This window comes from Pseudomonas baetica, from assembly GCF_002813455.1.
Taxonomy (GTDB): domain Bacteria; phylum Pseudomonadota; class Gammaproteobacteria; order Pseudomonadales; family Pseudomonadaceae; genus Aquipseudomonas; species Aquipseudomonas baetica.
Map to the genome: position 1 here is coordinate 5,625,454 of NZ_PHHE01000001.1, position 24,753 is coordinate 5,650,206.

Consider the following 24,753-nt stretch of genomic DNA (forward strand, 5'->3'; position numbering starts at 1 on the left):
GGGAACGCATGGCCAAGAACATCGATGACAAACTGGTGCTGGCAATTTCGTCGCGCGCCCTGTTCGACCTGAGCGAGAGCCACAAGGTCTACCTGTCGAGCGGCGTCGAAGCCTATCGGCAATATCAGATCGAGCATGAAGACGAGATCCTCGCGCCGGGCGATGCCTTCCCGCTGGTGGAGAAACTCCTGAACCTGAACAGTCGCCTCGGCCGCGCACGGGTCGAGGTGATTCTGGTGTCACGCAACAGCGCCGACACCGGCCTGCGCGTTTTCAACTCGATTCATCACTATGGCCTGGCGATTTCCCGCGCGGCGTTCGTCGGCGGGCGCAGTCCTTATCCGTATCTCAAAGCGTTCGGTTGCGACCTGTTTCTCTCCACTCATGCCGAAGATGTGCGCGCGGCACTCGATGCCGGTTTCGCTGCAGCGACCATTTTGTCCGGTGGCGCCAGCCGCGCGGCCAGCGACGAATTGCGCATCGCCTTCGATGGCGACGCGGTGATTTTTTCCGACGAGTCCGAGCGGGTCTATCAGTCCGGCGGGCTGGAGGCGTTTCAGGCCAAGGAGCGCGAATCGGCGCGCGAGCCATTGCGCGGCGGGCCGTTCAAAGGCTTTCTGGCTGCGCTCAATCTGTTGCAGCGCGAGTTCCCCGACGACGACTGCCCGATCCGCACGGCGCTGGTCACCGCGCGTTCGGCGCCGGCGCATGAGCGGGTGATTCGCACGTTGCGTGAGTGGGACATTCGCCTCGATGAATCACTGTTTCTCGGCGGCCTGACCAAGTCGGCGTTTCTCGAAGCGTTTGCCGCCGACGTGTTCTTTGACGATCAGACAGGTCACTGCGAACTGGCCCGCGAAGTGGTCGCCACCGGCCACGTGCCGCACGGCATCAGCAACGAACCGCCGATCTAAAGCCCCTGTGCTTCAAGACGTTGCGTGGCCCGTCGTACTCGCCAAGGCACTGCTAAGCTGAATCAAATCTCCGCCATGTTGGCTTGCGAGGAGGTCATATGATTCGTTCGATGCTGTATGCCACTGACCTCGGTCTGTACGCACCGTTAGTGATGCAGCATGCCCTGGCATTGGCGCGAACGTTTAATGCCGACTTGTATGTGGTGCACGCGGTGGAGCCGATGGGGCTGTTTGCCGAGTCGGTGTTGCAGAGCTATCTCGACGAGCAGGCACTGAACGAATTTCATAGCCAGGGTCTGAAAACAGTCATCGCCAATATCGAGCAGCGGGTGCTGGAGAGTTTTCGTGAGGAGCTGGGCGATGATGGCGAGCAGGATCTGCAACGCATTCGTGCGGTGCGTGTGGTGCAGGGCGATCCCTCGCAGGTGATTCTCGACCAGGTGCAGAAACTCTCCGTCGATTTACTGATCGTAGGAAGTCACAGCCATGGGGTGGGCGCGGAAACGCCGTTGGGGCGCACGGCGGCGCGGGTCCTGCAATTGGCCAAGGTGCCGGTTTATCTGGTGCCGCTGGTGGAGCGTCGGCGGCGGGAGGATCGCTGAGGCAGGAATAATGGCGCTTTGACAAAAAAGTTCTAGATTTATTCTTCGAACCATTAATATAGTTATATACCGTCGCTGATGCCCGTGGCGTCTACCTGCTTTGAGGGATACATATGAAGCTTCAACAATTGCGCTACATCTGGGAAGTGGCGCACCACGACCTCAACGTTTCCGCTACAGCCCAAAGCCTTTACACCTCGCAACCGGGCATCAGTAAGCAAATCCGTCTGCTGGAAGATGAACTCGGCGTCGAGGTATTTGCCCGTAGCGGCAAGCACCTGACCCGCGTCACACCTGCCGGCGAGCGCATCATCACCACCGCCGGTGAGATTCTGCGCAAGGTTGAAAGCATCAAGCAGATCGCCCAGGAATTCTCCAACGAGAAGAAAGGCACCCTGTCGATCGCCACCACTCACACCCAGGCACGTTATGCGCTGCCGCCGGTGATCAGCAACTTCATCAAGCAATACCCGGACGTGGCGCTGCACATGCATCAGGGCTCGCCGATGCAGATTGCCGAAATGGCCGCGGACGGCACCGTCGATTTCGCTATCGCCACCGAAGCACTGGAACTGTTCGGCGATCTGGTGATGATGCCGTGCTACCGCTGGAACCGTTGCGTGGTTGTACCGCAGGGCCACCCGCTGACCAAGCTGCCGAAGCTGACTCTCGAAGCGCTGGCCGAATACCCGATCGTGACTTACGTGTTCGGTTTCACCGGCCGTTCGAAACTCGACGAAGCGTTCAGCCATCGTGGCCTGACGCCAAAAGTGGTGTTCACCGCTGCCGACGCCGACGTGATCAAGACTTACGTGCGTCTGGGGCTGGGTGTGGGCATCGTCGCCAAGATGGCGGTTGATACCAAACTCGATAACGATCTGGTGGTGCTGGATGCCAGCGAGCTGTTCGAATCGAGCATCACCAAGATCGGTTTCCGTCGCGGCACCTTCCTGCGTGGTTTCATGTGCGACTTCATCGAGAAGTTCGCGCCGCACCTGACCCGCGAAGTGATGGCCAAAGCGATCCAGTGCCACAACAAGCAAGAGCTGGAAGAGCTGTTCGATGGCGTCGAACTGCCCGTCCACTAAGTCCCTGGTTCAGAGCACCTCGGTGACAGCAAACTGTTGCCGGGTGCCCGCCACCAGAATCTCCACCTCATCGCCTTCGAACTTGCCCAGCAGGCTTTTGCCCAGCGGTGAGCGTGGCGTGATGACGGTGATCGGCTGACCGACCACGTCGACTTTCAGGCCTGCTGCATCCGGCGCCAGAAACAGCCATTGCTCTCGGCCCTTTTCGTCTTCCAGGCCGAGCAGGGCACCTACCTCAATTCCACGGTTTTCGTCATACGCTCGCAGCGTCAGGTTCTGGCACAGCGCCAGTGACTGGCGGATTTCTTCGACCCGTTTCGCTTGCCCGGCGGCCAGATACGACGCCTCAAGCCCAAGGGTGTCGTACTTGTTTTCAGCGATGTTCTCTTCGTGGGTCGCGGTTTCGTAAGCGGTTTGCGCCGCACGTTCGGCGATGTCGAGATCGATGCGCAGTTTGTCGAGAATCAGTTGGTGGACGCTGTGTTTGTTCATGATCAATCGCAGAATTGCAAAACGTTGGCGCGACTTTTTTCGCTGGGCGCGGTCTGGTCCTGTTGCAGCCAGAACTGGCATTTGGGGCTCGACTGGTTGCGGCTGCTGCTACGCGCCTGATCCAGACGATTCTGCTGCTCGCTCTTGCGCAGGTTTTCTTCGTACTGATCAAACAGCGGGCTCTGCGGTGGCGCATCTGGCACGGCTTGCACCGCCGGCGGCTTGGCCAGTTGCTGCACAGCCTGGGCGACCGGCGTCAGTTGTTCGTTGAACAGCAAGCGCGAGAGCAGCCAGCAGGTCAGGGCAATCGCGAGGAAACCCAGCCACATGCCCAAGGCAATGCTGCCGGTCAAATGCAGCGCGCTAAGCTGAACGGGCAAGGGGCGACGCGGGTTGGGACGGTAGGGCATGGCTGCCTCCTGGCGAATGGTTGCGGGCAAGCGGCGATTGTCGCACGAAGATTAATCGCCGTCGGCTCTTCTGCACGAGCTCATTTATGCGGACAATCGGTGCTTTTGCCAACGGGAGACTCGAATGCCGGAATTGAAAGCCCGCTGGGATATTTTTTGCACCGTGGTCGACAACTATGGCGACATCGGTGTGACCTGGCGCCTGGCCCGGCAACTGGTCGCCGAGCATTCGCTGACGGTACGCTTGTGGGTTGATGACCTGCGTGCGTTCGAGCGCATTTGCCCGCAGATCGACATCAACGCCACGCAGCAATGGCAGCAAGGCGTCGAGGTCCGGCACTGGCCGAGCGAGTGGCAACAGACCGATGCCGCCGATGTGGTGATTGCCGCGTTTGCCTGCCAACTGCCGAGTGCTTACATGGACGCCATGTCCGAGCGCGAGAAACCGCCGCTGTGGATGAACCTCGACTATCTCAGCGCCGAGGACTGGGTGATCGGCTGCCACGGCCTGCCGTCGGTGAAATACAAATCGGTGCAGAAGATCTTCTTCTTTCCGGGCTTCCAGCCAGGCACCGGTGGGTTGCTGCGTGAACGAGGTTTGCTCGAACAACGTCGGCAGTTTCAACAGGATCCCGCAGCGCAGCGACAATTGCTGCAAGGTCTGGGGATCGAGCGCGCGCCTGACGCACAGTTGATTTCGCTGTTTGCCTACGAGAACGCGGGGTTAGCCAGTTGGCTGGATGTATTGGCCGCCGACGCGAGCCCCACTCATTTGCTGGTGCCAGAGGGGCGAATTCTCGGCGATGTCGCGCGCTGGCTCGGGGTGGAAACCCTGTCCGCCGGGGCGATCCATGTATGCCAATCACTGACCGTGCAGGTGCTGCCATTCGTCCGCCAGGATCAATACGATCATCTGCTCTGGTGTTGCGATTTCAACGCAGTGCGTGGCGAGGACTCGTTCGTCCGGGCGCAGTGGGCGGGTCGACCGATGCTCTGGCACATCTATCAACAGGACGAAGATATCCACCTGGACAAGCTCGATGCTTTCCTTGCGCTCTATACGAAAGGGCTTTCGCCGAAAGCTGCCGAGGCGATGAACGGTCTGTGGCAAGCCTGGAGTGCCGGCCAGCCTATTGGGCAACACTGGCTAGCGGCCCGTGAACATTGGCCAGAACTGCAGGAAAATGCCGAAGCGTGGTGTCTGGAACAAGGCTTGCAGGTCGATCTCGCCACGGCGCTGGTACAGTTTTACCTAAATTGGATATGATACGCGGCCTAGATTTTTGTAAATCCCATCCAAATTCGGATATTCGCAATGAAAACTGGTAAAGAACTGAAACCCGGTACCGTGATCCGTCTCGAAAACGATCCTTGGCTGGTTCAGAAAGCTGAATTCACCAAGTCGGGCCGTAACAGCGCGATCATGAAGACCAAGCTGAAAAACCTGCTGACCGGTTACAAGACCGAGATCGTTTACAGCGCCGACGACAAACTGGACGACGTGATCCTCGACCGCAAAGAAGCGACCCTGTCCTTCATCAGCGGCGACACCTACACGTTCATGGACACCACTGACTACACCATGTACGAGCTGAACGCTGAAGACATCGAAGCTGTTCTGCCTTTCGTTGAAGAAGGCATGACCGATGTTTGCGAAGCGATCTTCTTCGAAGAGCGTCTGGTTTCCGTAGAGCTGCCGACCACCATCGTGCGCGTAGTTGACTACACCGAAGGTTCGGCTCGCGGTGACACTTCCGGCAAAGTCATGAAGCCAGCCAAGCTGAGCAACGGTACTGAGCTGCAAGTTGCCGACTTCATCGAAATCGGTGACAAGATCGAAATCGACACCCGCGAAGGCGGTTCCTACAAAGGCCGTGCCAAATAAGCACTGCTTTTTACGGAAAGAAAAAGCCCGACCATTGAGTCGGGCTTTTTTGTGCCTGCAATTTCACCTTCAACACCTATCCCCTGTGGGAGCGAGCCTGCTCGCGAATGCGGTGTGACATCCAATGCAGCGTTGTCTGACAGAACGCCTTCGCGAGCAGGCTCGCTCCCACAGGGGTTTTGCGTTTATCTCAAACGGTGATGTGCAGGCGCACGTCAACGTTGCCACGCGTGGCGTTGGAGTACGGGCAGACCTGGTGAGCCGCTTCGACCAGGCTTTGCGCGTCAGCTTGTTCCAGACCCGGCAGGCTGATGTGCAGGTCGATGTCCAGACCGAAACCACCGGGGATCTGACCGATACCGACGTGAGCGGTAATCGAGGCGTCGTCGGGGATTTTACGTTTGGTCTGGCTGGCGACGAATTTCAGTGCGCCGATGAAGCAGGCCGAGTAGCCGGCAGCGAACAGTTGCTCAGGGTTGGTCGCTGCGCCGCCAGCACCGCCGAGTTCTTTCGGGGTGGCGAGTTTGACGTCGAGGACGTTGTCACTGGAGATCGCACGACCGTCACGGCCGCCAGTGGAAGTTGCGATTGCGGTGTAGAGAGTTTGCATGGTGTGGGCCTCGTTTCAGTGTCGTTGATTGTGCTAACTGTTTGCGCGCTAATTAAGTCGAGGTGAATGTAGCTCGCCAATGTTTAGTGCGCAAGATGTTTTTTTGAAAAAGTCAGTCTTGGCAATCGGCAATGCGTGTCGAGAGCTTCAGGGCACGCATTCCAGAGCAGATGAAGGCGATGAACGATGATCAAAAAAATTGTGAAGGCGACGGGTTCGCCTGTAGGAGCTGTCGAGTGAAACGAGGCTGCGATCGTTTGATCTCGTCTTTTTAAAAGCAAGATCAAAAGATCGCAGCGTGCCGCAGCTCCTACATGGATGCCGTCGTCAGTTCAGGCTGTCTTGCAGATGGCTGCGCAATACCTGCAATTCTGCTTGCAGATTCTGCAGGCGCTCCAGAGTGAAGCCGCTGGCGCCGAGAATGCATTGCGGAACGGTCTTGGCCTTTTCTTTCAGCGCCCGGCCCTGGGCCGTCAGTTCGACAATTACAACCCGCTCATCCTCTCGGCTGCGGGTGCGGCTGAGCAAGCCTTCACCTTCCAGCCGCTTGAGCAGTGGCGTCAGCGACCCCGGATCCGTCAGCAGCCGAGCGCTGATTTCTCCTACCGTCAAACCATCCTTCTCCCACAGCACCATCATCGCCAGATACTGCGGATAGGTCAGGCCCAGCGCTTGCAGCAATGGTTTGTAGACCTTGGTCAGCATCAGTGAAGTGGAGTGCAGGGCGAAGCAGGCCTGATTATCCAGCAGCAGGTCTTCGCAGTGGTCGGTAGTGTTGCGGTCGGTGGTCATGTGTAAACCTTGATCAGTGATGCTCATGAATCTAGCGCTCGAATCTTTAATGCGCCAGATAAATATCCCGCCGTTAGTGGCGGCCCAAGTCCCTTTGCAGGGCCAGATCCCACGGCGGCACCGGGCTGAAGCGAGTCTTGAGGTACTCCAGCAACAAGCGGCTGCGTGAGTGGGGTTGCTGCTCCATCCGCAAGGCGTAAATGCCAGTAGTCTCCGGTTCCGGCAGTCCGTTTTCACAAAACAACGGCAACAATTCGCCGCGCAGCAGGTATTCGCTGGCCAGCCAGGTTGGCAAGTGGGCGATACCCAGACCGGCCAAAGCGCCGCATACCAGCGCTTCGGCGTTGTTGGCGCTCATGCGGATGCGCGCGGGGCGATGCAGCTGCATCTGGCCGTCCTGCTTGAAGCGCCAGGCGAACGGCGGGGCGAGACCGTCCCAATCCAGACCGTCATGTTCGCTCAACTGCGCAGGATGATTCGGTACTCCGCGGCGCTTGAGGTAGTCGGGACTCGCGCAAGCGATACGCACCATGCTCGCCAGTGGAGTGGCAACCAGTCGGGTATCGGCCATTTGTCCGGCGCGTAGCACCAGATCAACCTTGCCCAGATTCGAGCCGTGCATGTCGACGAAGCTGTCGATCAGGTGCAACTGCACATCGAGCCCCGGATACAGCACCAGAAAGTCGGCAATCACCGGTGCCAGGTGTCGGCGCCCGAATGCGGCCGGCGCATCGATGCGGATCAGGCCTTCCGGCGCACTGCTCAAGGACACCGCTTCGGCCCGGGCCAGTTGCAATTCGGCGACGATCCGCCGCGCCCGTTCGGCAAAGGCCAGACCGGCCGGCGTGGCGCGCACGGCGTGAGTGCTGCGGATGAACAGCTGACTGCCGACAGCGCTTTCCAGACTGTCGATGCGTCGCGCGACGGCAGACGGCGTCAGTGGATGAAGACGAGAGGCGGCAGAAAAGCTTCCGCTTTCCAGTACATCGAGAAACAGCCCGAGTTGCTCGGTTAACTGGTTGGGATTCATGTCGGTTCAGTGCTTGTGCGAAAGTGGCATAGCCATTGTGCGTTGTTGTGCGTTTCCCCGCTAGCCGAGACTGCGTAGGATGAATCGCCTGACGTAAGAGGAATTCGGCTGTGATGGAGTTTTTGTTGTATCTGCTGTTTGGTGCTGCCCTCGGCACACTCGGTGGCATCTTCGGTATCGGCGGCGGCTTGATCGCGATTCCGTTGCTTGGCGTGTGGTTTGGTCTCGATCAGCAGATCGCTCAAGGCACGGCGCTGGTGATGGTGGTGCCGAACGTGATGCTGGCGCTGTGGCGCTATCACCAGCGCAATCGCATCGAGCTGCGTCATGCGTTGCCGTTGGCGTCGATGGGCTTCTGCTTTGCGTGGATCGGTTCGATCTGGGCTGTGGGCATCGACGCGCAGACCATGCGCATCGGTTTCGTCGCGTTCCTGGTCGCGTTGTCGGCCTACAACCTGCTGAAGATGTTCGGCGAACGCCCGGCGCCGACGTCCGAGATGCGTTATTCCTGGCCATGGCTGGGTGTACTTGGCGCGGCGTCCGGGACCATGGGCGGCTTGTTCGGTGTTGGCGGGGCGGTGGTGGCGACGCCGGTGCTGACCAGCCTGTTCGGCACCAGCCAGGTCGTCGCCCAGGGGTTGTCGCTGGCGCTGGCATTGCCGAGCACCGGCGTGACATTGGTGACCTACGCGGTACACCACGAAGTGGACTGGATGATCGGCCTGCCGCTGGCCATCGGTGGACTGGCCAGCATCAGTTGGGGCGTGAAAGTCGCCCACGCCATGCCGGAAAAACGCCTGCGTGGGCTGTTCTGCGGCTTTCTGGTGCTGTGCGCGGTGATGCTCGCCTTTAAAGTTTGAAGCCTTCGACGATGTGCTCGGCCAGGCATTCGGTGATCGGCGACGGATTGTTCAGGTTGCGGATCAGCATGATGCTGGCCTCGGGCAACAGCGGCAAATCTTCGCCGGCACCGAGAATGCGCATGTCCGGGGTGATCAGGCTTTCCAGTTGCGCGGTGATCGCCAGACCCGCGCTCACCACCGCCATCAGCGCCGACAGGCTGGTGCTGTTGTAGGCGATACGGTAATCGCGGCCCATCGCGTCCAGCGCATTGCAGGCCCACAAGCGGCAGAAACAATCACTGTTGAACATCGCCAACGGCAGTGGCGTTTGCTCGTGGGCGCTGAAGTTTTGCGCTTCGGCCCAGACGAAGCGCTCCTTGCGCAGCAACTGGCCGATCTCGTTGCCCGGCTCGCGGGTGACGATCGACAGATCCAGGTCGGTGCGTTGCAGAAGCTGTTTGGTCGACTCGCAATGCACTTCGATCTGGATCAGCGGATAGAACTGCGCGAAACGCGACAGAATCCCCGGCAGAAAGCGCATCACATAGTCGTCAGGCGTGCCAATCCGCACCGTGCCGACCATGTGCGGCTCGCGCAGGGTGTTGAACACTTCACTGTGCAGCTTGAGGATGCGCCGCGCATAACCGAGCAGCACCTGGCCTTCGGCGGTCAGGCGCACCTGACGCCCGTCACGCTCAAACAATTGACGCTGCAACACGTCCTCTTCCAGACGCTTCATCTGCATGCTCACCGCCGATTGCGTGCGGTTGACCATTTCGCCAGCGCGGGTGAAACCGCCCTGATCGGCTATCGCGACAAAGGTGCGCAGGACATCGGTATCGATACTGGGGTAAGCCGACAATTGATGAATCTCCGTGATGCATGCCATCAGAAACATTCGTTGGATTGATCTTAGCGCTGGCGCGAGACTTGAGCCATCCACAAAGGAGGTCACACGATGAAAGGTCAAACAGAGTACGTAGACGAAGCCCGCCAAGGCCATATGGTTTCTGACCTGCTGCACAAGTTTAGCCGCTGGTACGAACTGCACCGTGAGCGAGAGATGCTTGCCAGTCTGAGCGACGAAGCGCTGAAAGACATTGGGGTCAGTCGTGCCGACGTTGAACACGAGTCCGTGCGGCCGTTCTGGGACGACCCGATGCATAAATGATGAGGCCATCGCTACACAAAACCTTCTGGACTGAGGTAGGTTGCGAGCAGACAAGGAGATGCTCATGCCCGCGACACTGTCCTTTTCCCTCAAACAGGCGCGACGTCTGGCGCTGGCTGCCCAAGGGTTCAACGGGCGCCAGCCGCCGAACGTCAACGCAGCTCACGTCAACCGGCTGATCGAACGGCTGGGCCTGCTGCAAATCGACTCCGTCAACGCCGTGGTGCGCTCGCACTACCTGCCGCTGTTTTCCCGTCTGGGTTCCTATTCTTCTGATTTGCTCGACCAGGCTGCCTGGAGTTCGGGGCGTCGTCGCACGTTGTTTGAGTATTGGGGGCATGAAGCATCGTTGCTGCCGATGTCGATGTACCCGTTGATGGGCTGGCGCATGCAACGGGCCAGAAATGGCAGAGACATTTATCAGCAACTGGCGAAGTTTGGTCTTGAACAGCAGGACGTTGTACGCCGGGTTTTAAGTGCGGTCGAAGAACGCGGTGCATTGGGCGCGGGCAGTTTGTCGACCCGGGAAGACAAGCCCGGTCAGTGGTGGGACTGGAGTGCGGAGAAGCATGCGCTGGAATGGCTGTTCGCTGCCGGTGAGGTGACGGTGGCGGGGCGCCGTGGCTTTGAGCGTTTGTATGATTTGCCGGAGCGGGTGATTCCTGCATCAGTCCTGCAGCAGGCATTGCCTGACGAGGCCGAGGCGCAGCGTGGTTTGTTGCTGCATGCGGCGCAGGCGTTGGGCGTCGGCACTGAAAAGGATCTGCGCGATTACTTCCGCCTGAATCCGGGAGATGCGCGTCCGCGTCTGGCGGAACTGGTCGAGAACGGTCAGTTACAGACCTGCGAGGTAGCGGGCTGGCGGCAAATCGCCTATTGCCTGCCGGAACCGAAAACCCCTCGCAAAGTCCCGGCCAGTGCCTTGTTGTCACCCTTCGACTCGTTGATCTGGGAGCGCAGTCGCACCGAGCGTCTGTTTGATTTCCGCTATCGGCTGGAGATCTACACGCCGCAAGACAAGCGGGTTTATGGGTATTACGTGCTGCCGTTTTTGCACAACGAACGGATTGCGGCGCGGGTGGATTTGCGCGCCGAGCGGGCAGCAGGGCGGTTGGCGGTGCATGCGGTGCACGAGGAAGAGCCGGGGCTGGATGATGAGGGGATGTTGGCGCTGGCGTTGAGTTTGCAGCGGATGGCGGATTGGTTGGGGCTTGCGCGGGTGCAGCTCAATTGTCAGCGTGAGAGTGCGGGGCGGTTGCGGGTGGCATTGGCTCAAAGCGGTGGTGACTGAACAGACACCTTCGCGAGCAGGCTCGCTCCCACATTTGATTTGTGTACGACACAGATCCTGTGTGGGAGCGAGCCTGCTCGCGAAGGAGGCGACGCGGTTTAGCGGCGAACCTGCTTCAGGGTCTCAGCAATCAAAAACGCCAACTCCAGCGACTGGTCGGCATTCATCCGCGGATCACAGTGCGTGTGATAGCGATCAGACAACCCGTCTTCAGTAATCGGCCGCGCCCCACCGATGCACTCGGTGACATTCTGCCCAGTCATCTCGATGTGAATCCCGCCGGCATAACTGCCTTCAGCTTCGTGCACCTGGAAGAACTGCTTCACCTCGCCCAGGATCTGCGCGAAATCGCGGGTCTTGTAGCCGCTGCTGGCCTTGATGGTGTTGCCGTGCATCGGGTCGGAACTCCACAGCACCTGCTTGCCCTCGCGTTGCACCGCGCGGATCAGCGCCGGCAAGTGATCGCCGACCTTGTTCGCGCCCATCCGCGCGATCAGATTCAGGCGCCCAGGATCGTTGCTCGGGTTGAGCACGTCGATCAGGCGGATCAGGTCGTCCGGGTTCATGCTAGGGCCGACTTTCACGCCGATCGGGTTGTGCACCCCGCGCAGGAATTCGACATGCGCGCCGTCGAGCTGACGGGTGCGGTCGCCGATCCACAGCATGTGCGCCGAGCAATCGTAGTAATCGTTGGTCAGGCTGTCGCGACGCACGAAGGCTTCTTCGTAATTCAGCAGCAGCGCTTCGTGAGCGGTGAAGAAACTGGTTTCGCGCAGTTGCGGTGAGCTGTCCATGCCACAGGCGCGCATGAACGCCAGGGTTTCATCGATGCGGTCGGCCAGGTGGCTGTACTTCTCGGCCAGCGCGGAGTTGGCGATGAAATCGAGGTTCCACTTGTGCACCTGATGCAGATCGGCAAAGCCGCCCTGGGCGAAGGCGCGCAGCAGGTTCAGGGTCGCGGTGGACTGGTGATAGGACTGCAGCAAGCGCTCGGGATCCGGCACGCGGCTCTTTTCGTCGAAGCCGATGCCGTTGACGATGTCGCCACGGTAGGCGGGCAAGGTCACACCGTTGATGGTTTCGTCGTTGGCCGAACGCGGCTTGGCGAACTGGCCGGCCATGCGCCCGACCTTGACCACCGGGCAACCGGCGGCGAAGGTCATGACGATGGCCATCTGCAGCAACACTTTAAAAGTGTCGCGAATCTTTGCCGCGGAGAACTCGGCGAAGCTTTCCGCGCAATCGCCACCCTGCAGCAGGAATGCCCGGCCCTGAGTCACCTCGGCGAACTGACGGCGCAGTTCCCGCGCTTCGCCGGCAAACACCAGCGGCGGATAACTGGCCAGGGTTTGCTCGACCTGGCGCAGATGCGCGGCGTCGGGGTATTGGGGTTGTTGCTGGATCGGCAGGGCGCGCCAGCTGTCAGGGCTCCAGGGTTGGCTCATCACGGTCTCTAAGGTTCTACGCACGGAAGGCCATGGTATCAGCAAATTAGTGCGTGACCTGTTCCCGCCCCATCGCCGACAATCGCAGCTTTGCCACGGCGCCACAGCGGTGCCATCGCGTCACCGCGCCCGGTGACCATCAGGAGACGAAATGACTGAGGAGCGCGTCGAGCATCTGCTCGCCGAAGTACAGGATGAGTTCGGCGTGATTCGCGTGCTGGAAGTGGCCGATTACCGCTTTCTCGAGTTCGGCGATGCGATCGAGCAGAGCTGCGTGTTCACCGCCGACCCGAGCTGGCTGGAGTACGACTACACCCGGGCGATGCTGATTGGCGCGTTGTGCCACGAGCACCCGGAAAGTGCGTTGTTCCTCGGGTTGGGCGCGGGCACGCTGACGCAGGCCTGCCTCAAGTTCCTGCCGCTGGAAGATGTCGAAGCCATCGAACTGCGCCCGGACGTGCCGCGTCTGGCCATTGAATACTTGGGGCTGGATGACGATCCGCGCCTGTACATTCGCGTCGGCGATGCCCTCGAACTGCTACCGAGCGCCGAGCCTGCGGATCTGATTTTTGTCGACCTCTATACCGATGTCGGGCCGGGTGTCGGGCATCTGGCCTGGAGTTTTCTTGGCGACTGTCAGAAACGCTTGAACTCGGGCGGCTGGCTGGTAATCAACCAATGGGCCACCGATGACGGCAAACCACTGGGGGCGGCGTTGTTGCGCGGCCTCTATCACCGGCATTACTGGGAACTGCCGGTGAAGGAGGGCAATGTGATTCTGATTGTGCCGGCGGATCTGGATCAGGCGCTGGACATGCAGGCGCTGACTGACCGGGCCGAAGCGCTGGCGCCGCAGTTGGGGTATTCGTTGCAGTCGTTGATCAAGGCGATTCGCCCGGCGACTTGAGTGGTCAGAAATGGCCCTCTTCGCGAGCAAGCCCGCTCCCACACTTGAAATGCATTCCAAATGTGGGAGCGGGCTTGCTCGCGAAGAGGGCCTGAAGAGCACCACACTTCTCAGATCCCTTTGAAGATGCCCGGGCGCCGTTCAACCAGCGACTTGATGCCTTCCTTGGCATCCTCACTACTCAGCAACTTTTTCACCAGCGCCGGCAACCCCTGCGCCGCCGCTGTCTCACCTTCGTATCGGGCCTGGCGGGCCGACATCAACGTCGCCTGCACCCCCAACGGCGCCTGTCGGGCAATTCGCTCAGCCAGTTCAATCGCCCGGGGCAGCAAGTCCTCGCTGGCCATCACCTCCTGCACCAAGCCCAGGCGCAGCGCATCGTGCGCGTCAAACTCATCCCCGGTCAGCAGCCAGCGCATGGCATTGCCCCATCCGGCCACCTGATGAAAACGCAAAGTCGCACCACCGAAAGGAAAGATCCCACGCTGCACTTCCATTTGTGCGAAGCGGGTATTGCTCGCACACAGGTTGATGTCAGCCGCCAGCATCAGCTCGATACCGATGGTCAGGCAATAACCCTGCGCCGCGACAATTACCGGTTTGCTCACCCGTGGCCCAACGAAAACACCCCAGGGATCGCAGCCGCCGGTCGGAACCTGCCAGCCTTGAGCGAGTGCGGCGCTTGCATTGAGCAGATCCAGACCGGCAGTAAAGTGCTCGCCATGGCCGAACACCACCGCCACCCGCGCCTCGCGATCCGCCTCGAATTCGCCGTAGGCCAGGCTCAGCTCATTGAGCAGGTCGAGGTCGAAAGCGTTGCGTTTGGCCGCTCGGTCCAGGCCAATCAGCAGGACATGGCCACGACGTTCACGGCTGACGCGGCCGGGGCAGGACTGATTCATGGATAAATCCTCGGGCGGGAAGGGTGGGTGCAGCGACCGTATGCCGCACATCGATGAATCGGTTAAGCGCCATCGCCAGCAGGGCCGGGCCTTTGAAAAATAGACCGTTGTGTCATTATCCGCAAAACCCCGTTACACAGCGGTGATACACGTATTCAGGCATTAAAAAAAGCTCCCTTTTCGGGCAAAATCCGGTATAGTGCGCGCCGGCCTTTAACCGGGCCGCGTTTAGGTAGCGCATTTTCCCGAAGTCAGCTTCGACTGCACGTCCGCACTGCGGGCTCTTCCTTGACGATTCTTTTTCATTCATTCGTTTTCGCAAATCCCCGCCGACAAAGCTGCCAGGGCGACTCTTGAGTCTCAACACGGCATGCGCAGCTTTGGAGCATGGGTCTTTGCGGATGCACTTAGAGGCAGACCCATGACCCAGGAAACCGGCGGATTCGCCGCTTTTAATCTTAACCCGAATATTCTTGCAGCCGTCGCAGCGACCGGCTACGAAGAGCCTTCGGCGATTCAGCAGCAATCGATCCCGATCATCATGGCCGGCCAGGACATGATTGGCCAGGCGCAAACCGGTACCGGTAAAACCGCCGCGTTCGCACTGCCTATTCTGCACCGCATCGATCCTGCCAAGCGCGAACCGCAAGCCCTGATCCTGGCGCCAACTCGTGAGTTGGCGCTGCAAGTAGCAACCGCTTTTGAAACCTACGCCAAGCAAATGCCGGGCGTTACCGTTGTGGCCGTTTACGGCGGCGCGCCGATGGGCCCGCAGCTCAAGGCTATCCGTAATGGCGCACAGATCGTTGTCGCTACCCCGGGTCGTCTGTGTGACCACCTGCGTCGCGACGAGAAAGTCCTGTCGACCGTGAACCACCTGGTTCTCGACGAAGCTGACGAAATGTTGAAGCTGGGCTTCATGGATGACCTGGAAGTCATCTTCAAGGCTCTGCCAGCGACCCGTCAGACCGTTTTGTTCTCGGCGACCCTGCCGCAGTCGATCCGCGCCATTGCCGAACGCCACCTGCGCGATCCGCAACACGTGAAGATCCAGACCAAGACCCAGACCGTTACCGCGATCGAACAGGCTCACCTGTTGGTTCACGCTGACCAGAAGACTTCGGCCGTTCTAAGCTTGCTGGAAGTGGAAGATTTCGACGCCCTGATCATGTTCGTGCGCACCAAGCAAGCGACCCTGGATCTGGCCAGCGCCCTCGATGCCAAAGGCTACAAAGCCGCTGCGCTGAACGGTGACATCGCCCAGAACCAGCGTGAGCGCGTGATCGACTCGCTCAAAGATGGCCGCCTGGACATCGTTGTCGCGACCGACGTTGCTGCTCGTGGTCTGGACGTTCCGCGCATCACCCACGTATTCAACGTGGACATGCCGTACGATCCGGAATCCTACGTTCACCGTATCGGCCGTACCGGCCGTGCCGGTCGCGAAGGCCGTGCGCTGCTGCTGGTGACTCCGCGTGAGCGCCGCATGCTGCAAGTGATCGAGCGTGTAACCGGTCAGAAAGTGGCTGAAGTTCGCCTGCCGGACGCTCAGGCTGTTCTCGATGCACGCATCAAGAAACTGACCAACAGCCTGTCACCGCTGGTCGCTGATGCCGAATCGACTCACGGTGAACTGCTGGATCGTCTGACCGCTGACATCGGCTGCACCCCGCGTGCTCTGGCTGCTGCTCTGCTGCGCAAGGCCACCAATGGCCAAGCGCTGAACCTGGCTGCAATCGAGAAGGAACGTCCACTGGTGCCGAACAACGCACCGCGTGGCGACCGTCCTGAGCGTACCGGTGATCGTCCGGACCGTGGTGATCGCGAGCGTCGCGCGCCAATGCCTTTGGGCGAAGGCCGTGCCCGTTGCCGTACCGCGCTGGGTGCGCGTGACGGTATCGCCGCCAAGAACCTGCTGGGCGCCATCCTCAACGAAGGTGGTCTGGCCCGTGAAGCGATCGGTCGCATCCAGGTGCGTGACAGCTTCAGCCTCGTCGAGCTGCCGGAAGATGGTCTGGACAAACTCCTGACCAAGCTGAAGGACACTCGCGTTGCCGGTAAGCAGCTGAAACTGCGTCGCTATCGCGAAGATTGATCTGCCCCTGGGCTGATTGATCGAACATAAAAAATCCCCGACTGGTTCGGGGATTTTTTTTGCCTGTCTTTTGGGTTAACACAAAGCCCTGTGGGAGCTGGCTTGCCAGCGATGACGTTAGCCGAAACGATAGATATCCATACCCAGCGCACCCATCGTGAACCCCTTGTGCGCCACACTGAACTCACCCCCGGCTCCCCGGGCAAAATACAACGGCAACAAATGCTCATCACTCGGATGGCTGCGCACCGCGTTCGGCGCCTGCTGACGGTAGTCGTGCAGTGCGGCTTCATCACCCGTCGCCAGTTTATCGATTACCCAGTCACGGAACGCCCTTGCCCACGGCTCGACGCTCTCTGGGCCTGCATGCCAGTCCAGTTCACGCAGGTTGTGGGTGATGCTGCCAGAACCGATGAGCAGAATCCCCTGTTCACGCAGGCCTGCCAACGCCCGGCCAACACGGGTTTGCAGCGCCGGGCCAGCGCGACTCGGCAGTGAAACCTGCACCACTGGAATATCCGCCTGCGGGTACATCAGCGACAGCGGCACCCAGACGCCGTGATCGAACGGCCGTTGTGGGTCGAGGCGTGCAGGCAGGTTGTTGGTGGTCAGAAGGTCGGCGACCTCTGCCGCCAGTTGCGGATCGCCCGGGGCAGGGTACTGCACTTCAAACAGCGCCTTGGGGAACCCGCCGAAGTCGTGCCAGGTCTCGGGTTGCGCATCGCTGCTGACCAGCAACTCGTGGCTCTCCCAATGCGCGGAGACGATCACGATGGCTTTCGGTCTTGGCAGTTCGGCGGCCAGTCCTGCCAATGCCGGGCCGCTGGCGCCGGGCTCCAATGCCAGCATGGGTGAACCATGGGAAATAAACAGGCTGGGAAGCATGATGGGTTCCTGAGCGTTAAGATGGCTCATCTTCAGTCAGTTCATTGATCTAAATCTAATATAAGTTTTAACGCTTTTTGATCGAATTTTTAGGGGGATGCATGCAGCCTGAGTTTTGGCACAAGAAGTGGGCTTCGAACCAGATCGGCTTTCATTTACCTGAGGTGAACCCGCATCTACAGCGGCATTGGCCGGAGCTGCCACTCCCTGCGCAGGCGCGGGTGTTGGTTCCGTTGTGTGGGAAAAGTCTGGATTTGCTGTGGCTGGCCGGGCGTGGCCATCAGGTGCTCGGCGTCGAGTTGTCGGAAAAGGCCATTGAGGACTTTTTCAGCGAGCATCAGGTACAGCCGCAGATCAGCGACAAAGGCGCGTTCAAGGTCTACCGCAGCGACTCGATCGAGTTGTGGTGCGGTGATGTCTTCGCGCTGACCGCAGAGGATGTGGCGGATTGCACTGCCCTGTACGACCGGGCGGCGCTGATTGCCTTACCGCCGCCGATGCGTGAGCGCTATGCGGCGCATCTTCAGCAGATCCTGCCGCGTGGTGTGCAAGGGCTGTTGATCACGCTGGATTACGATCAAGCGCAGATGCCCGGGCCGCCGTTTGCAGTGGCGGATGATGAAGTGCAGCGGTTGCTGGGCGGTGGCTGGCAGATGCAGATGCTGGAAGAGCAGGATGTGCTGAGTGAGGGCGGGAAGTTTCTGCAGGCTGGGGTGACGCGGCTGGAGGAGCGGGTTTACCGTATTTCGTCTCGTTAGTTTGTGTTGGCTGTTCCGGCCTCATCGCTGGCAAGCCAGCTCCCACAGTGATCTGCGTCGTATCAGAGATCTAGAGATCATCACAAAACCCTGTGGGAGCTGGCTTGCCAGCGATGGAGTCAGTAGGAACAACCCAATTACATCGCCAACAAAAAAGGCCCGCATCACTGCGGGCCTTCTTGTTTTACGCCAGTCTGATCAACCGCGACGACGCAGGGCGTCGATACGCTCTTCCAGCGGCGGGTGGCTCATGAACATGCGGGCAAAGCCCTGTTTGATGCCACCGTTGATGCCAAAGGCATTCAGGGTGTCTGGCATGTGCACCGGCAGGCCCTGTTCGGCGCGCAGGCGTTGCAGCGCACCGATCATCGCGCTGGTGCCGGCCAGGCGTGCACCGGCTTCGTCGGCGCGGAATTCGCGTTTGCGCGAGAACCACATGACGATGGCGCTGGCGAGAATGCCCAGTACCAGCTCGGCGAAGATGGTTGCCACGTAATAGGCAATGCCCTGGCCCTCTTCGTTCTTGAAGATCACCTTGTCGACGAAGTTGCCGATGATCCGTGCAAAGAACATCACAAAGGTGTTCACCACGCCCTGGATCAGCGCCAGGGTGACCATGTCACCGTTGGCAACGTGGCCGATTTCGTGGGCCAGCACGGCTTTCACTTCATCGGGCGAGAATCGCTCGAGCAGGCCCTGGCTGACGGCGACCAGTGCGTCGTTCTTGTTCCAGCCGGTGGCGAACGCGTTCGCTTCGTAGGCCGGGAAAATACCGACTTCGGGCATCTTGATCCCGGCTTCACGGGACAATTGCTCGACCGTCTGCAGCAGCCATTGCTCATGCCGGGTACGTGGCTGGCTGATGATCTGGGTGCCGGTGCTCATCTTCGCCATCCACTTGGAGATGAACAGCGAGAACAGGGAGCCGGCGAAACCAAAGACCGCACAGAAAACCAGCAGCTGACTAAGGTCGAGATCAACCCCGTTGGCCGCCATGAACCCGTTGAAGCCGAACAGGCTCAGGGTGATGCTGGCTATCAGCACGACCGCCAGGTTAGTGGCCAAAAACAGCAGGATGCGCATCATGGTTGTAGAAATCTCCTCAAGCTAAAGATGTAGCGTACTGCGGGGTATATAAGGTGCTGCACCGGGCTATTCAACCGGGTGACTATTTCAAACTGTGTCCTACAGCCGATTCTTTGGTGCGCTCCCCGTTTCCCACGACAGACTCCGATACGTACGACGGACAGTCGCGACCCGTCGCCATTGCCTCAGGCGCAGGAAAACGGTACGAATCGCAAGTGTAGAAGGCTTGTGGAAGCGGGGAATGCAGAAGTGTTGCTGAATCAGACAGTGCGCAACGTTCGGTCGTTGCGCACTGCTGGCCAGTTACTGGCGGTAGGACTTGAGGAAGTTGCCGATGCGGCCGATGGCCATCTCCAGTTCATCCACGCGGGGCAGGGTGACGACGCGGAAGTGATCCGGCCAAGGCCAGTTGAACGCTGTGCCTTGCACCACCAGCAGCTTTTCGGAAAGCAGCAAGTCGAGGACGAATTTTTCGTCGTTGTGGATCGGGCAGACCTTCGGGTCGATTCGCGGGAATGCATACAGCGCGCCCATCGGCTTCACGCAGCTCACACCTGGAATGTCGTTGAGCAACTCCCAAGTGCGGTTGCGCTGCTCCAGCAGGCGACCCTGCGGCAACACCAGATCGTTGATGCTCTGATAGCCGCCCAGTGCAGTCTGGATCGCATGCTGGCTCGGCACGTTGGCGCACAGGCGCATGTTGGCCAGCATGTCGATGCCTTCGATGTAGCTCTGGGCATTGTGTTTCGGCCCGGAGATCGCGATCCAGCCGGAGCGGAAGCCGGCCACGCGATAGGATTTCGACAGCCCGTTGAAGGTCAGGCACAGCAGGTCCGGAGCCAGGGATGCGGTGCAGATGTGCACGGCGTCGTCATACAGAATCTTGTCGTAGATCTCGTCGGAGAACACCACCAGATTGTGTTGGCGGGCCAGTTCCAGCATGCCCAGCAACACTTCCTTCGAATACACCGCACCCGTCGGGTTGTTCGGGTTGATGATCACCATGGCCTTGGTGTTCGGGGTGATCTTGGCCTTGATGTCGGCCAGATCCGGGAACCAGTCGGCGCCTTCGTCGCACAGGTAATGCACGGCGTTGCCGCCGGCCAGGCTCACGGCAGCGGTCCACAGTGGATAGTCCGGCGCCGGCACCAGCACTTCGTCACCGTTGTTGAGCAGCGCCTGCAACGACATCACGATCAGCTCGGATACGCCGTTGCCCAGGTAGATGTCTTCAATGCCGACACCTTCAACATTCTTCTGTTGGTAGTACTGCATCACCGCCTTACGCGCGCTGAACAGGCCTTTGGAGTCGCTGTAGCCTTGGGCGGTGGGCAGGTTGCGGATCACATCCTGAAGGATTTCGTCCGGCGCTTCGAAACCAAACGGCGCCGGGTTGCCGATGTTCAGCTTGAGGATGCGCTGGCCTTCCTCTTCCAGTCGTTTGGCGTGCTTGAGCACCGGGCCGCGAATGTCGTAGCAGACGTTGGCGAGCTTGTTCGATTTGCTGAACTGCATGGCGATGTGATCCCGAAAATGAACGATCCAGACGGCGGATGGACAACCGTACTGGGATTCCTGCGTCTTCACGCAGGCGGACGTCTTGAGCCGTGGCTTTTAGAATCCGTTTGAATGCGCTCGGTCTGACTGCCAGACTGGCGCGTGACGAGGCGCAATCATACGTGCCGCCCGATCCGTGGAAAAGGTACAGATCGGGCTTTTTCAGCCGCTGAGGTGTGATGATGGAAAAGTTGGAAAAAACCCTGGAAGAATGGAAAGCCATGCTCGATCCGCAGCAGTACGAGGTTTGTCGCCTCAGTGCGACCGAGCGCCCGTTCTCCGGTAAATACAACGCCACCAAAACCGACGGTGTTTATCACTGCGTCTGCTGTAGCGAAGCGCTGTTCGATTCCAGAGCCAAGTTCGATTCCGGATGCGGCTGGCCAAGCTTTTACGAGCCAATCGGCGCTAGCGCCATGACCGAGATCCGTGACATCAGCCACGGCATGATCCGCACCGAAGTCAAATGCGCCCGCTGTGACGCGCACTTGGGACATGTGTTCCCGGATGGCCCGCCACCGACCGGTTTGCGTTATTGCATCAACTCGGTGTGCCTGGATCTGGTGCCCCGCGAATAAGTTGCACAATCGAGCGGTTTGATTGACGTTTCCGTAGGAGCTGCCGGAGGCTCCTACACGGGAGTAATCCTGTTAATTAAATTGCACACAATTCAATTGCTCGCTATTTTTGCTTCTTCTTCCTGATCACAGAGTGCCGACCATGAGCGACAACCTGCTGGATATCCCGTGCACCACCATCAAGGGTGAGCAAAAGACCCTGGCTGATTTCGCCGGCAAAGCCGTGCTGGTGGTCAATACCGCCAGTAAGTGCGGATTCACCCCGCAATACAAGGGGCTGGAGGCGTTGTGGCAAACCTATAAGGATCAAGGCCTGGTGGTGTTGGGCTTTCCATGCAACCAGTTCGGCAAGCAGGAACCGGGGAACGAGGGGGCGATCAGCGAGTTCTGCGAACTGAATTTTGGAGTCAGTTTCCCGCTGTTCAAGAAGATCGAAGTGAACGGCGCCGGCGCTCATCCATTGTTCGTGCAATTGAAGAAGCGTGCGCCGGGTCTGCTCGGTTCCCAAGGCATCAAGTGGAACTTCACCAAGTTCCTGATCGGCAAGGATGGTCAGTTGGTCAAGCGCTTCGCCCCGGCCACCAAGCCGCAGGATCTGAGCCGCGAGATCGAAGCCCTGCTCAAATGAATAAGCTGCCCGTTGATTCGCTGAAGCTCGACAGTCAGTTGTGCTTCAAGTTGTATGCCGCATCCCGGGCGGTGATTCGCGGTTACAAGCCGATGCTTGATCAGCTCGGCCTCACCTATCCGCAATATCTGGCGATGCTGGTGTTGTGGGAGTGGCAGCAGAGTGCGCCGGAGCAACCGACGGTCAAGGCTTTAGGCGAACGTCTGGCGCTGGATTCCGGCACGTTGACGCCATTGCTCAAGCGCCTGGAGCAATTGCAACTGGTACAGCGTCAACGCTCGGCGCGGGATGAGCGTGAAGTGCATCTGAGCCTGACGCCCGCTGGGCAAGCGTTGCGCGAGCAGGTCGGGCCGCTCAAGGCCCGACTGCTCTGCGACAGCGGCGTGGATCTGGACCGGCTGGACGAATTGCGCGACGGTCTCGATCATTTGCTGGGCCAGATCAAGGCGCTGTCTTAGTCGCAATCCACTGATCCAGCAGCGCCGCCAGTTCTTCGCGACGAAACGGCTTGGCCAGATAGTCGCTCATCCCTGCTGCGCGGCAGCGTTCGCGCTCCTCAGACATGGCGTTGGCCGTCAGGGCGACGATCGGCAAGTTCGGCCAGCGTCCGCTCTGGCGAATCTGCCGGCTCGCTTCGTAGCCGTCCATCACTGGCATGTTGCAGTCCATCAGCACCAGATCGAACTCCTGATACTCCAGTTGATCCAGCGCCTCCGCGCCATGGGCAGCGACGACGACATCACAGCCGAGTTTGCCGAGCATGCCTTTGGCGACCAGTTGATTGACCGGATTGTCCTCGACCAGCAATACCCGCCCGCGTCGCACCGATGGTGATGTTTCCAGCTGTGCATCGTTGATGGTGGCGACGTCAGGGTTCAGGGTGCGCCGCAGGTTCTGGTAGAGCGCGTTACGCGCGAGCGGGCGTGCCTGTTGTTGCAGAGGGACGAGGGCCGCGGCTTCTTCGCTGGGGAGAAAACTGCCGTAGGCCGTCACCAGCAGAATCGGTGCGGCGAGGGTTGGACGCAGCCCGAACAGGCACTCCGGACAATCGGTAATCAGCACATCAGGACTCAGGTTCAACAGCGAGTCATCGATGGTGCGTTGTTCGTACTCGAGGCCCCAGACCGGCAGCAGACTCTTCAACAATTCTGCCAAACCGCTGCTGGCGGCGGTGATGGCGAGAACTTTCCCGTGCAGGGGGGGCACCGCCAATGCGCGGGTATGACAGGGCAGCGGCAGTTCTGCACAGAACTGGCTGCCAAAACCGATCTCGGAACTGATGGTCAAGCGGCCCTGCATCGCTTCGCAGAGGTTGTAGGTCAGGGCCAGCCCAAGCCCCGTGCCGCCGTACTGACGGGTGATGCCGGCCCCCGCCTGAGTGAACGGCTGGAAGATCTTCACCTGGGCTTCCTGCGCGATGCCAATACCGGTGTCGCAGACTTCGATGCGCACGCCGTCCTTGTGGGTCGACAAGCGCACATCCACTCGACCGAAGCGGGTGAATTTCAGCGCATTGGACAACAAGTTACTGACGATCTGCCGAACCCGGGTCGGATCGCCGAGCACCAGCGCGGGGAAGTGCGGATCGATCAGGCAGGTCAGTTCGACACTTGGCGCCGCATTCTGCGACAGCAGGTTGGCAGTGTCCTCGATCAATGAACCGAGGTCGAACGGGATATGTTCCAGTTCGAGCTGCCCGGCATCGAACTTCGACAGGTCGAGAATATCGTTGAGCAACTCCACCAGCACCTTGCCGGAGTCGTGGGCGATCGACAGCTGTTGCTGCTGTTCGGCATTCAATGGTCCGTCGAGCGACAGGGCGATCATCCCCAGCAGGCCGTTGAGCGGTGTGCGGATTTCATGGCTCATGTTGGCGAGAAACGCTGAGCGGGCTTCGGCCATTTCCAGGGCCGTGCTGCGGGCGACTTCGAGTTCCTGGTTGGACTGGCTGAGGCGGGTGTTGATCGCCTTGAGTTCGGCGGTGCGCGCCGAGACGATGTTTTCCAGTTGGCCGAGGTAATCGGTCAGACGGTTTTCCGCATTGCGCCGCTGCTGGATCTCGGTGGCGATGTTCTCGAATTGCTCATTGGCGACTTTGACCAGCACACCGATTTCATCGTTGGCGTGCCCGGCCGGGCATTCCAGCGTGGTTGGCTCCGCGCTGCGCGGATCACGTCCGCTGAGTTCGCGGATCACCCGTACCAGCGGTTTGGTCAGCATCACGTAAAACAGTGCGAGCAGCAGCCCGGTCAGGATCAGGCTGCGGGCGAAGCCGTTCAGCAAGGTGATTTCTGCCCGGCGCAGGAAGCGGCTGCCGAAGGCATAGGTGTCGACTTCCAGGCTGAGGACTCCCAGTGACTCGTTGGGCAGATGATCCAGATACAGGCGGTCTTCGAACTGGCGCTTGGCGCCGAAGAGAAAATCGCTGATCACCCGATAGCCGCTTTGCGACTCGGGCCGTTTGACGCTGGCCAGCACGGTATTGTCGTTGTCGGTCAGTTGTGCCGAAATGATTGCCGGTGAGCGCAACAGCCCCAGGGTCAACTCCTGGGCCAGCTCTGCGTCGATGTTGTAGGCGATACGTGAAGCCGGGTTATGGCTGATTTCCAGCAAAGACAGGATTTCACGGTTGATGGAGGCGTCTTCACTGGCATAATCGATGCCGATTTGCAGCAGGCTGAGCAGCGTGCCCAGAATGAACCCGACCAGCACAGTAAGCCTGGCTTGTTTGTAAGACAGCCGGTGGGTGAATTTGATATCCATGGGGTGTTGAACCACTTCCGTT

At 59.7% G+C, this 24,753-nt stretch carries 26 protein-coding genes; 14 read left to right on the top strand and 12 right to left on the bottom strand.

Features of this window, described 5'->3' with window-relative positions:
• Nucleotides 1-8: 8 nt before the first annotated feature.
• The 3 genes from ATI02_RS26025 (at nucleotide 9) to cysB (ending at nucleotide 2,604) form a co-directional block, all read left to right on the top strand.
• Nucleotides 9-914 (top strand): 5'-nucleotidase, encoded by a 906-nt coding sequence (locus ATI02_RS26025; protein ID WP_095189178.1) that lies wholly within the window; start codon nucleotides 9-11, stop codon nucleotides 912-914.
• Nucleotides 915-1,012: 98 nt separating this feature from the next.
• Nucleotides 1,013-1,516 (top strand): universal stress protein, encoded by a 504-nt coding sequence (locus ATI02_RS26030; protein ID WP_095189177.1) that lies wholly within the window; start codon nucleotides 1,013-1,015, stop codon nucleotides 1,514-1,516.
• A 113-nt stretch (nucleotides 1,517-1,629) separates the two neighbouring features.
• Nucleotides 1,630-2,604: an HTH-type transcriptional regulator CysB gene (cysB, locus tag ATI02_RS26035; protein ID WP_007908591.1), complete on the top strand. Its 975-nt coding sequence runs from the start codon at nucleotides 1,630-1,632 to the stop codon at nucleotides 2,602-2,604.
• 9 nt (nucleotides 2,605-2,613) lie between these two features.
• Here cysB and ATI02_RS26040 read toward each other — a convergent pair whose 3' ends face one another.
• A complete protein-coding gene (locus tag ATI02_RS26040) occupies nucleotides 2,614-3,096 on the bottom strand; it encodes a GreA/GreB family elongation factor (RefSeq protein ID WP_042607891.1) in 483 nt (160 codons plus the stop codon).
• Nucleotides 3,097-3,098: 2 nt separating this feature from the next.
• Complete coding sequence (locus tag ATI02_RS26045) at nucleotides 3,099-3,506, bottom strand: hypothetical protein (RefSeq protein ID WP_095189176.1); 408 nt, start codon at nucleotides 3,504-3,506, stop codon at nucleotides 3,099-3,101.
• Nucleotides 3,507-3,630: 124 nt separating this feature from the next.
• Here ATI02_RS26045 and earP point away from each other — a divergent pair, with 124 nt between their 5' ends.
• Both earP and ATI02_RS26055 read left to right on the top strand, forming a co-directional pair.
• Complete coding sequence (gene earP / locus ATI02_RS26050; protein ID WP_100847766.1) at nucleotides 3,631-4,773, top strand: elongation factor P maturation arginine rhamnosyltransferase EarP; 1,143 nt, start codon at nucleotides 3,631-3,633, stop codon at nucleotides 4,771-4,773.
• A 48-nt stretch (nucleotides 4,774-4,821) separates the two neighbouring features.
• Nucleotides 4,822-5,391, top strand: coding sequence for an elongation factor P (locus ATI02_RS26055; protein WP_028619992.1), 570 nt, complete (start codon nucleotides 4,822-4,824; stop codon nucleotides 5,389-5,391).
• Between the two features lie 190 nt (nucleotides 5,392-5,581).
• Here ATI02_RS26055 and ATI02_RS26060 read toward each other — a convergent pair whose 3' ends face one another.
• The 3 genes from ATI02_RS26060 to ATI02_RS26070 form a co-directional block, all read right to left on the bottom strand.
• Nucleotides 5,582-6,001 carry an organic hydroperoxide resistance protein gene (locus ATI02_RS26060; RefSeq protein WP_095189174.1) on the bottom strand — a complete coding sequence of 140 codons (420 nt, stop codon included), beginning with the start codon at nucleotides 5,999-6,001 and terminating at the stop codon, nucleotides 5,582-5,584.
• A gap of 327 nt (nucleotides 6,002-6,328) precedes the next feature.
• Nucleotides 6,329-6,793: a MarR family winged helix-turn-helix transcriptional regulator gene (locus ATI02_RS26065; RefSeq protein WP_170947263.1), complete on the bottom strand. Its 465-nt coding sequence runs from the start codon at nucleotides 6,791-6,793 to the stop codon at nucleotides 6,329-6,331.
• A 73-nt stretch (nucleotides 6,794-6,866) separates the two neighbouring features.
• A complete protein-coding gene (locus ATI02_RS26070; RefSeq protein WP_095189567.1) occupies nucleotides 6,867-7,823 on the bottom strand; it encodes a LysR family transcriptional regulator in 957 nt (318 codons plus the stop codon).
• A gap of 110 nt (nucleotides 7,824-7,933) precedes the next feature.
• On the opposite strand from ATI02_RS26070, the gene ATI02_RS26075 reads away from it, so the two are divergent.
• A complete protein-coding gene (locus ATI02_RS26075; protein ID WP_170947262.1) occupies nucleotides 7,934-8,683 on the top strand; it encodes a sulfite exporter TauE/SafE family protein in 750 nt (249 codons plus the stop codon).
• Here ATI02_RS26075 and ATI02_RS26080 read toward each other — a convergent pair.
• Nucleotides 8,673-9,527: a LysR substrate-binding domain-containing protein gene (locus tag ATI02_RS26080; RefSeq protein WP_170947264.1), complete on the bottom strand. Its 855-nt coding sequence runs from the start codon at nucleotides 9,525-9,527 to the stop codon at nucleotides 8,673-8,675. The two genes, ATI02_RS26075 and ATI02_RS26080, sit on opposite strands and share 11 nt — an antisense overlap.
• A 96-nt stretch (nucleotides 9,528-9,623) precedes the next feature.
• Between ATI02_RS26080 and ATI02_RS26085 the strand changes: the two genes are divergently transcribed.
• Complete coding sequence (locus ATI02_RS26085; protein WP_100847767.1) at nucleotides 9,624-9,836, top strand: DUF1127 domain-containing protein; 213 nt, start codon at nucleotides 9,624-9,626, stop codon at nucleotides 9,834-9,836.
• Nucleotides 9,837-9,900: 64 nt separating this feature from the next.
• Nucleotides 9,901-11,127: a winged helix-turn-helix domain-containing protein gene (locus ATI02_RS26090; protein ID WP_100847768.1), complete on the top strand. Its 1,227-nt coding sequence runs from the start codon at nucleotides 9,901-9,903 to the stop codon at nucleotides 11,125-11,127.
• A gap of 98 nt (nucleotides 11,128-11,225) precedes the next feature.
• On the opposite strand, the gene ATI02_RS26095 is transcribed toward ATI02_RS26090, so the two are convergent.
• Nucleotides 11,226-12,572, bottom strand: a complete 1,347-nt coding sequence (locus ATI02_RS26095) for a class II 3-deoxy-7-phosphoheptulonate synthase (RefSeq protein ID WP_095189572.1) — start codon at nucleotides 12,570-12,572, stop codon at nucleotides 11,226-11,228.
• 151 nt (nucleotides 12,573-12,723) lie between these two features.
• Here ATI02_RS26095 and ATI02_RS26100 point away from each other — a divergent pair, with 151 nt between their 5' ends.
• Nucleotides 12,724-13,479: a spermidine synthase gene (locus ATI02_RS26100; protein WP_095189573.1), complete on the top strand. Its 756-nt coding sequence runs from the start codon at nucleotides 12,724-12,726 to the stop codon at nucleotides 13,477-13,479.
• Between the two features lie 110 nt (nucleotides 13,480-13,589).
• On the opposite strand, the gene ATI02_RS26105 is transcribed toward ATI02_RS26100, so the two are convergent.
• Complete coding sequence (locus ATI02_RS26105) at nucleotides 13,590-14,381, bottom strand: crotonase/enoyl-CoA hydratase family protein (protein ID WP_100847769.1); 792 nt, start codon at nucleotides 14,379-14,381, stop codon at nucleotides 13,590-13,592.
• A 421-nt stretch (nucleotides 14,382-14,802) separates the two neighbouring features.
• On the opposite strand from ATI02_RS26105, the gene ATI02_RS26110 reads away from it, so the two are divergent.
• Nucleotides 14,803-16,476, top strand: a complete 1,674-nt coding sequence (locus ATI02_RS26110) for a DEAD/DEAH box helicase (RefSeq protein WP_008088238.1) — start codon at nucleotides 14,803-14,805, stop codon at nucleotides 16,474-16,476.
• Between the two features lie 117 nt (nucleotides 16,477-16,593).
• On the opposite strand, the gene ATI02_RS26115 is transcribed toward ATI02_RS26110, so the two are convergent.
• Entirely contained in the window at nucleotides 16,594-17,361 is a 768-nt protein-coding gene (locus tag ATI02_RS26115; protein WP_095189575.1) for a DODA-type extradiol aromatic ring-opening family dioxygenase, read from the bottom strand.
• Nucleotides 17,362-17,462: 101 nt separating this feature from the next.
• On the opposite strand from ATI02_RS26115, the gene ATI02_RS26120 reads away from it, so the two are divergent.
• Entirely contained in the window at nucleotides 17,463-18,119 is a 657-nt protein-coding gene (locus ATI02_RS26120) for a thiopurine S-methyltransferase (protein ID WP_095189576.1), read from the top strand.
• Nucleotides 18,120-18,317: 198 nt separating this feature from the next.
• Here ATI02_RS26120 and htpX read toward each other — a convergent pair whose 3' ends face one another.
• Both htpX and ATI02_RS26130 read right to left on the bottom strand, forming a co-directional pair.
• The gene (gene htpX / locus ATI02_RS26125; RefSeq protein ID WP_007908619.1) at nucleotides 18,318-19,205 is read right to left on the bottom strand and encodes a protease HtpX; all 888 of its coding nucleotides are present in this window, start codon (nucleotides 19,203-19,205) and stop codon (nucleotides 18,318-18,320) included.
• Between the two features lie 303 nt (nucleotides 19,206-19,508).
• On the bottom strand, nucleotides 19,509-20,720 hold the full coding sequence (locus tag ATI02_RS26130; protein ID WP_095189577.1) for a pyridoxal phosphate-dependent aminotransferase: 1,212 nt from the start codon (nucleotides 20,718-20,720) through the stop codon (nucleotides 19,509-19,511).
• A 224-nt stretch (nucleotides 20,721-20,944) separates the two neighbouring features.
• Here ATI02_RS26130 and msrB point away from each other — a divergent pair, with 224 nt between their 5' ends.
• From msrB to ATI02_RS26145, 3 genes are all read left to right on the top strand, one after another.
• On the top strand, nucleotides 20,945-21,340 hold the full coding sequence (gene msrB / locus ATI02_RS26135; protein WP_095189644.1) for a peptide-methionine (R)-S-oxide reductase MsrB: 396 nt from the start codon (nucleotides 20,945-20,947) through the stop codon (nucleotides 21,338-21,340).
• 142 nt (nucleotides 21,341-21,482) lie between these two features.
• Nucleotides 21,483-21,968: a glutathione peroxidase gene (locus ATI02_RS26140; RefSeq protein WP_095189578.1), complete on the top strand. Its 486-nt coding sequence runs from the start codon at nucleotides 21,483-21,485 to the stop codon at nucleotides 21,966-21,968.
• The gene (locus ATI02_RS26145; RefSeq protein WP_095189579.1) at nucleotides 21,965-22,426 is read left to right on the top strand and encodes a MarR family winged helix-turn-helix transcriptional regulator; all 462 of its coding nucleotides are present in this window, start codon (nucleotides 21,965-21,967) and stop codon (nucleotides 22,424-22,426) included. The genes ATI02_RS26140 and ATI02_RS26145 overlap by 4 nt, the downstream gene beginning before the upstream one ends.
• Here ATI02_RS26145 and ATI02_RS26150 read toward each other — a convergent pair.
• Nucleotides 22,410-24,731, bottom strand: coding sequence for a hybrid sensor histidine kinase/response regulator (locus tag ATI02_RS26150; RefSeq protein ID WP_100847770.1), 2,322 nt, complete (start codon nucleotides 24,729-24,731; stop codon nucleotides 22,410-22,412). The two genes, ATI02_RS26145 and ATI02_RS26150, sit on opposite strands and share 17 nt — an antisense overlap.
• Between the last annotated feature and the right edge of the window lie 22 nt (nucleotides 24,732-24,753).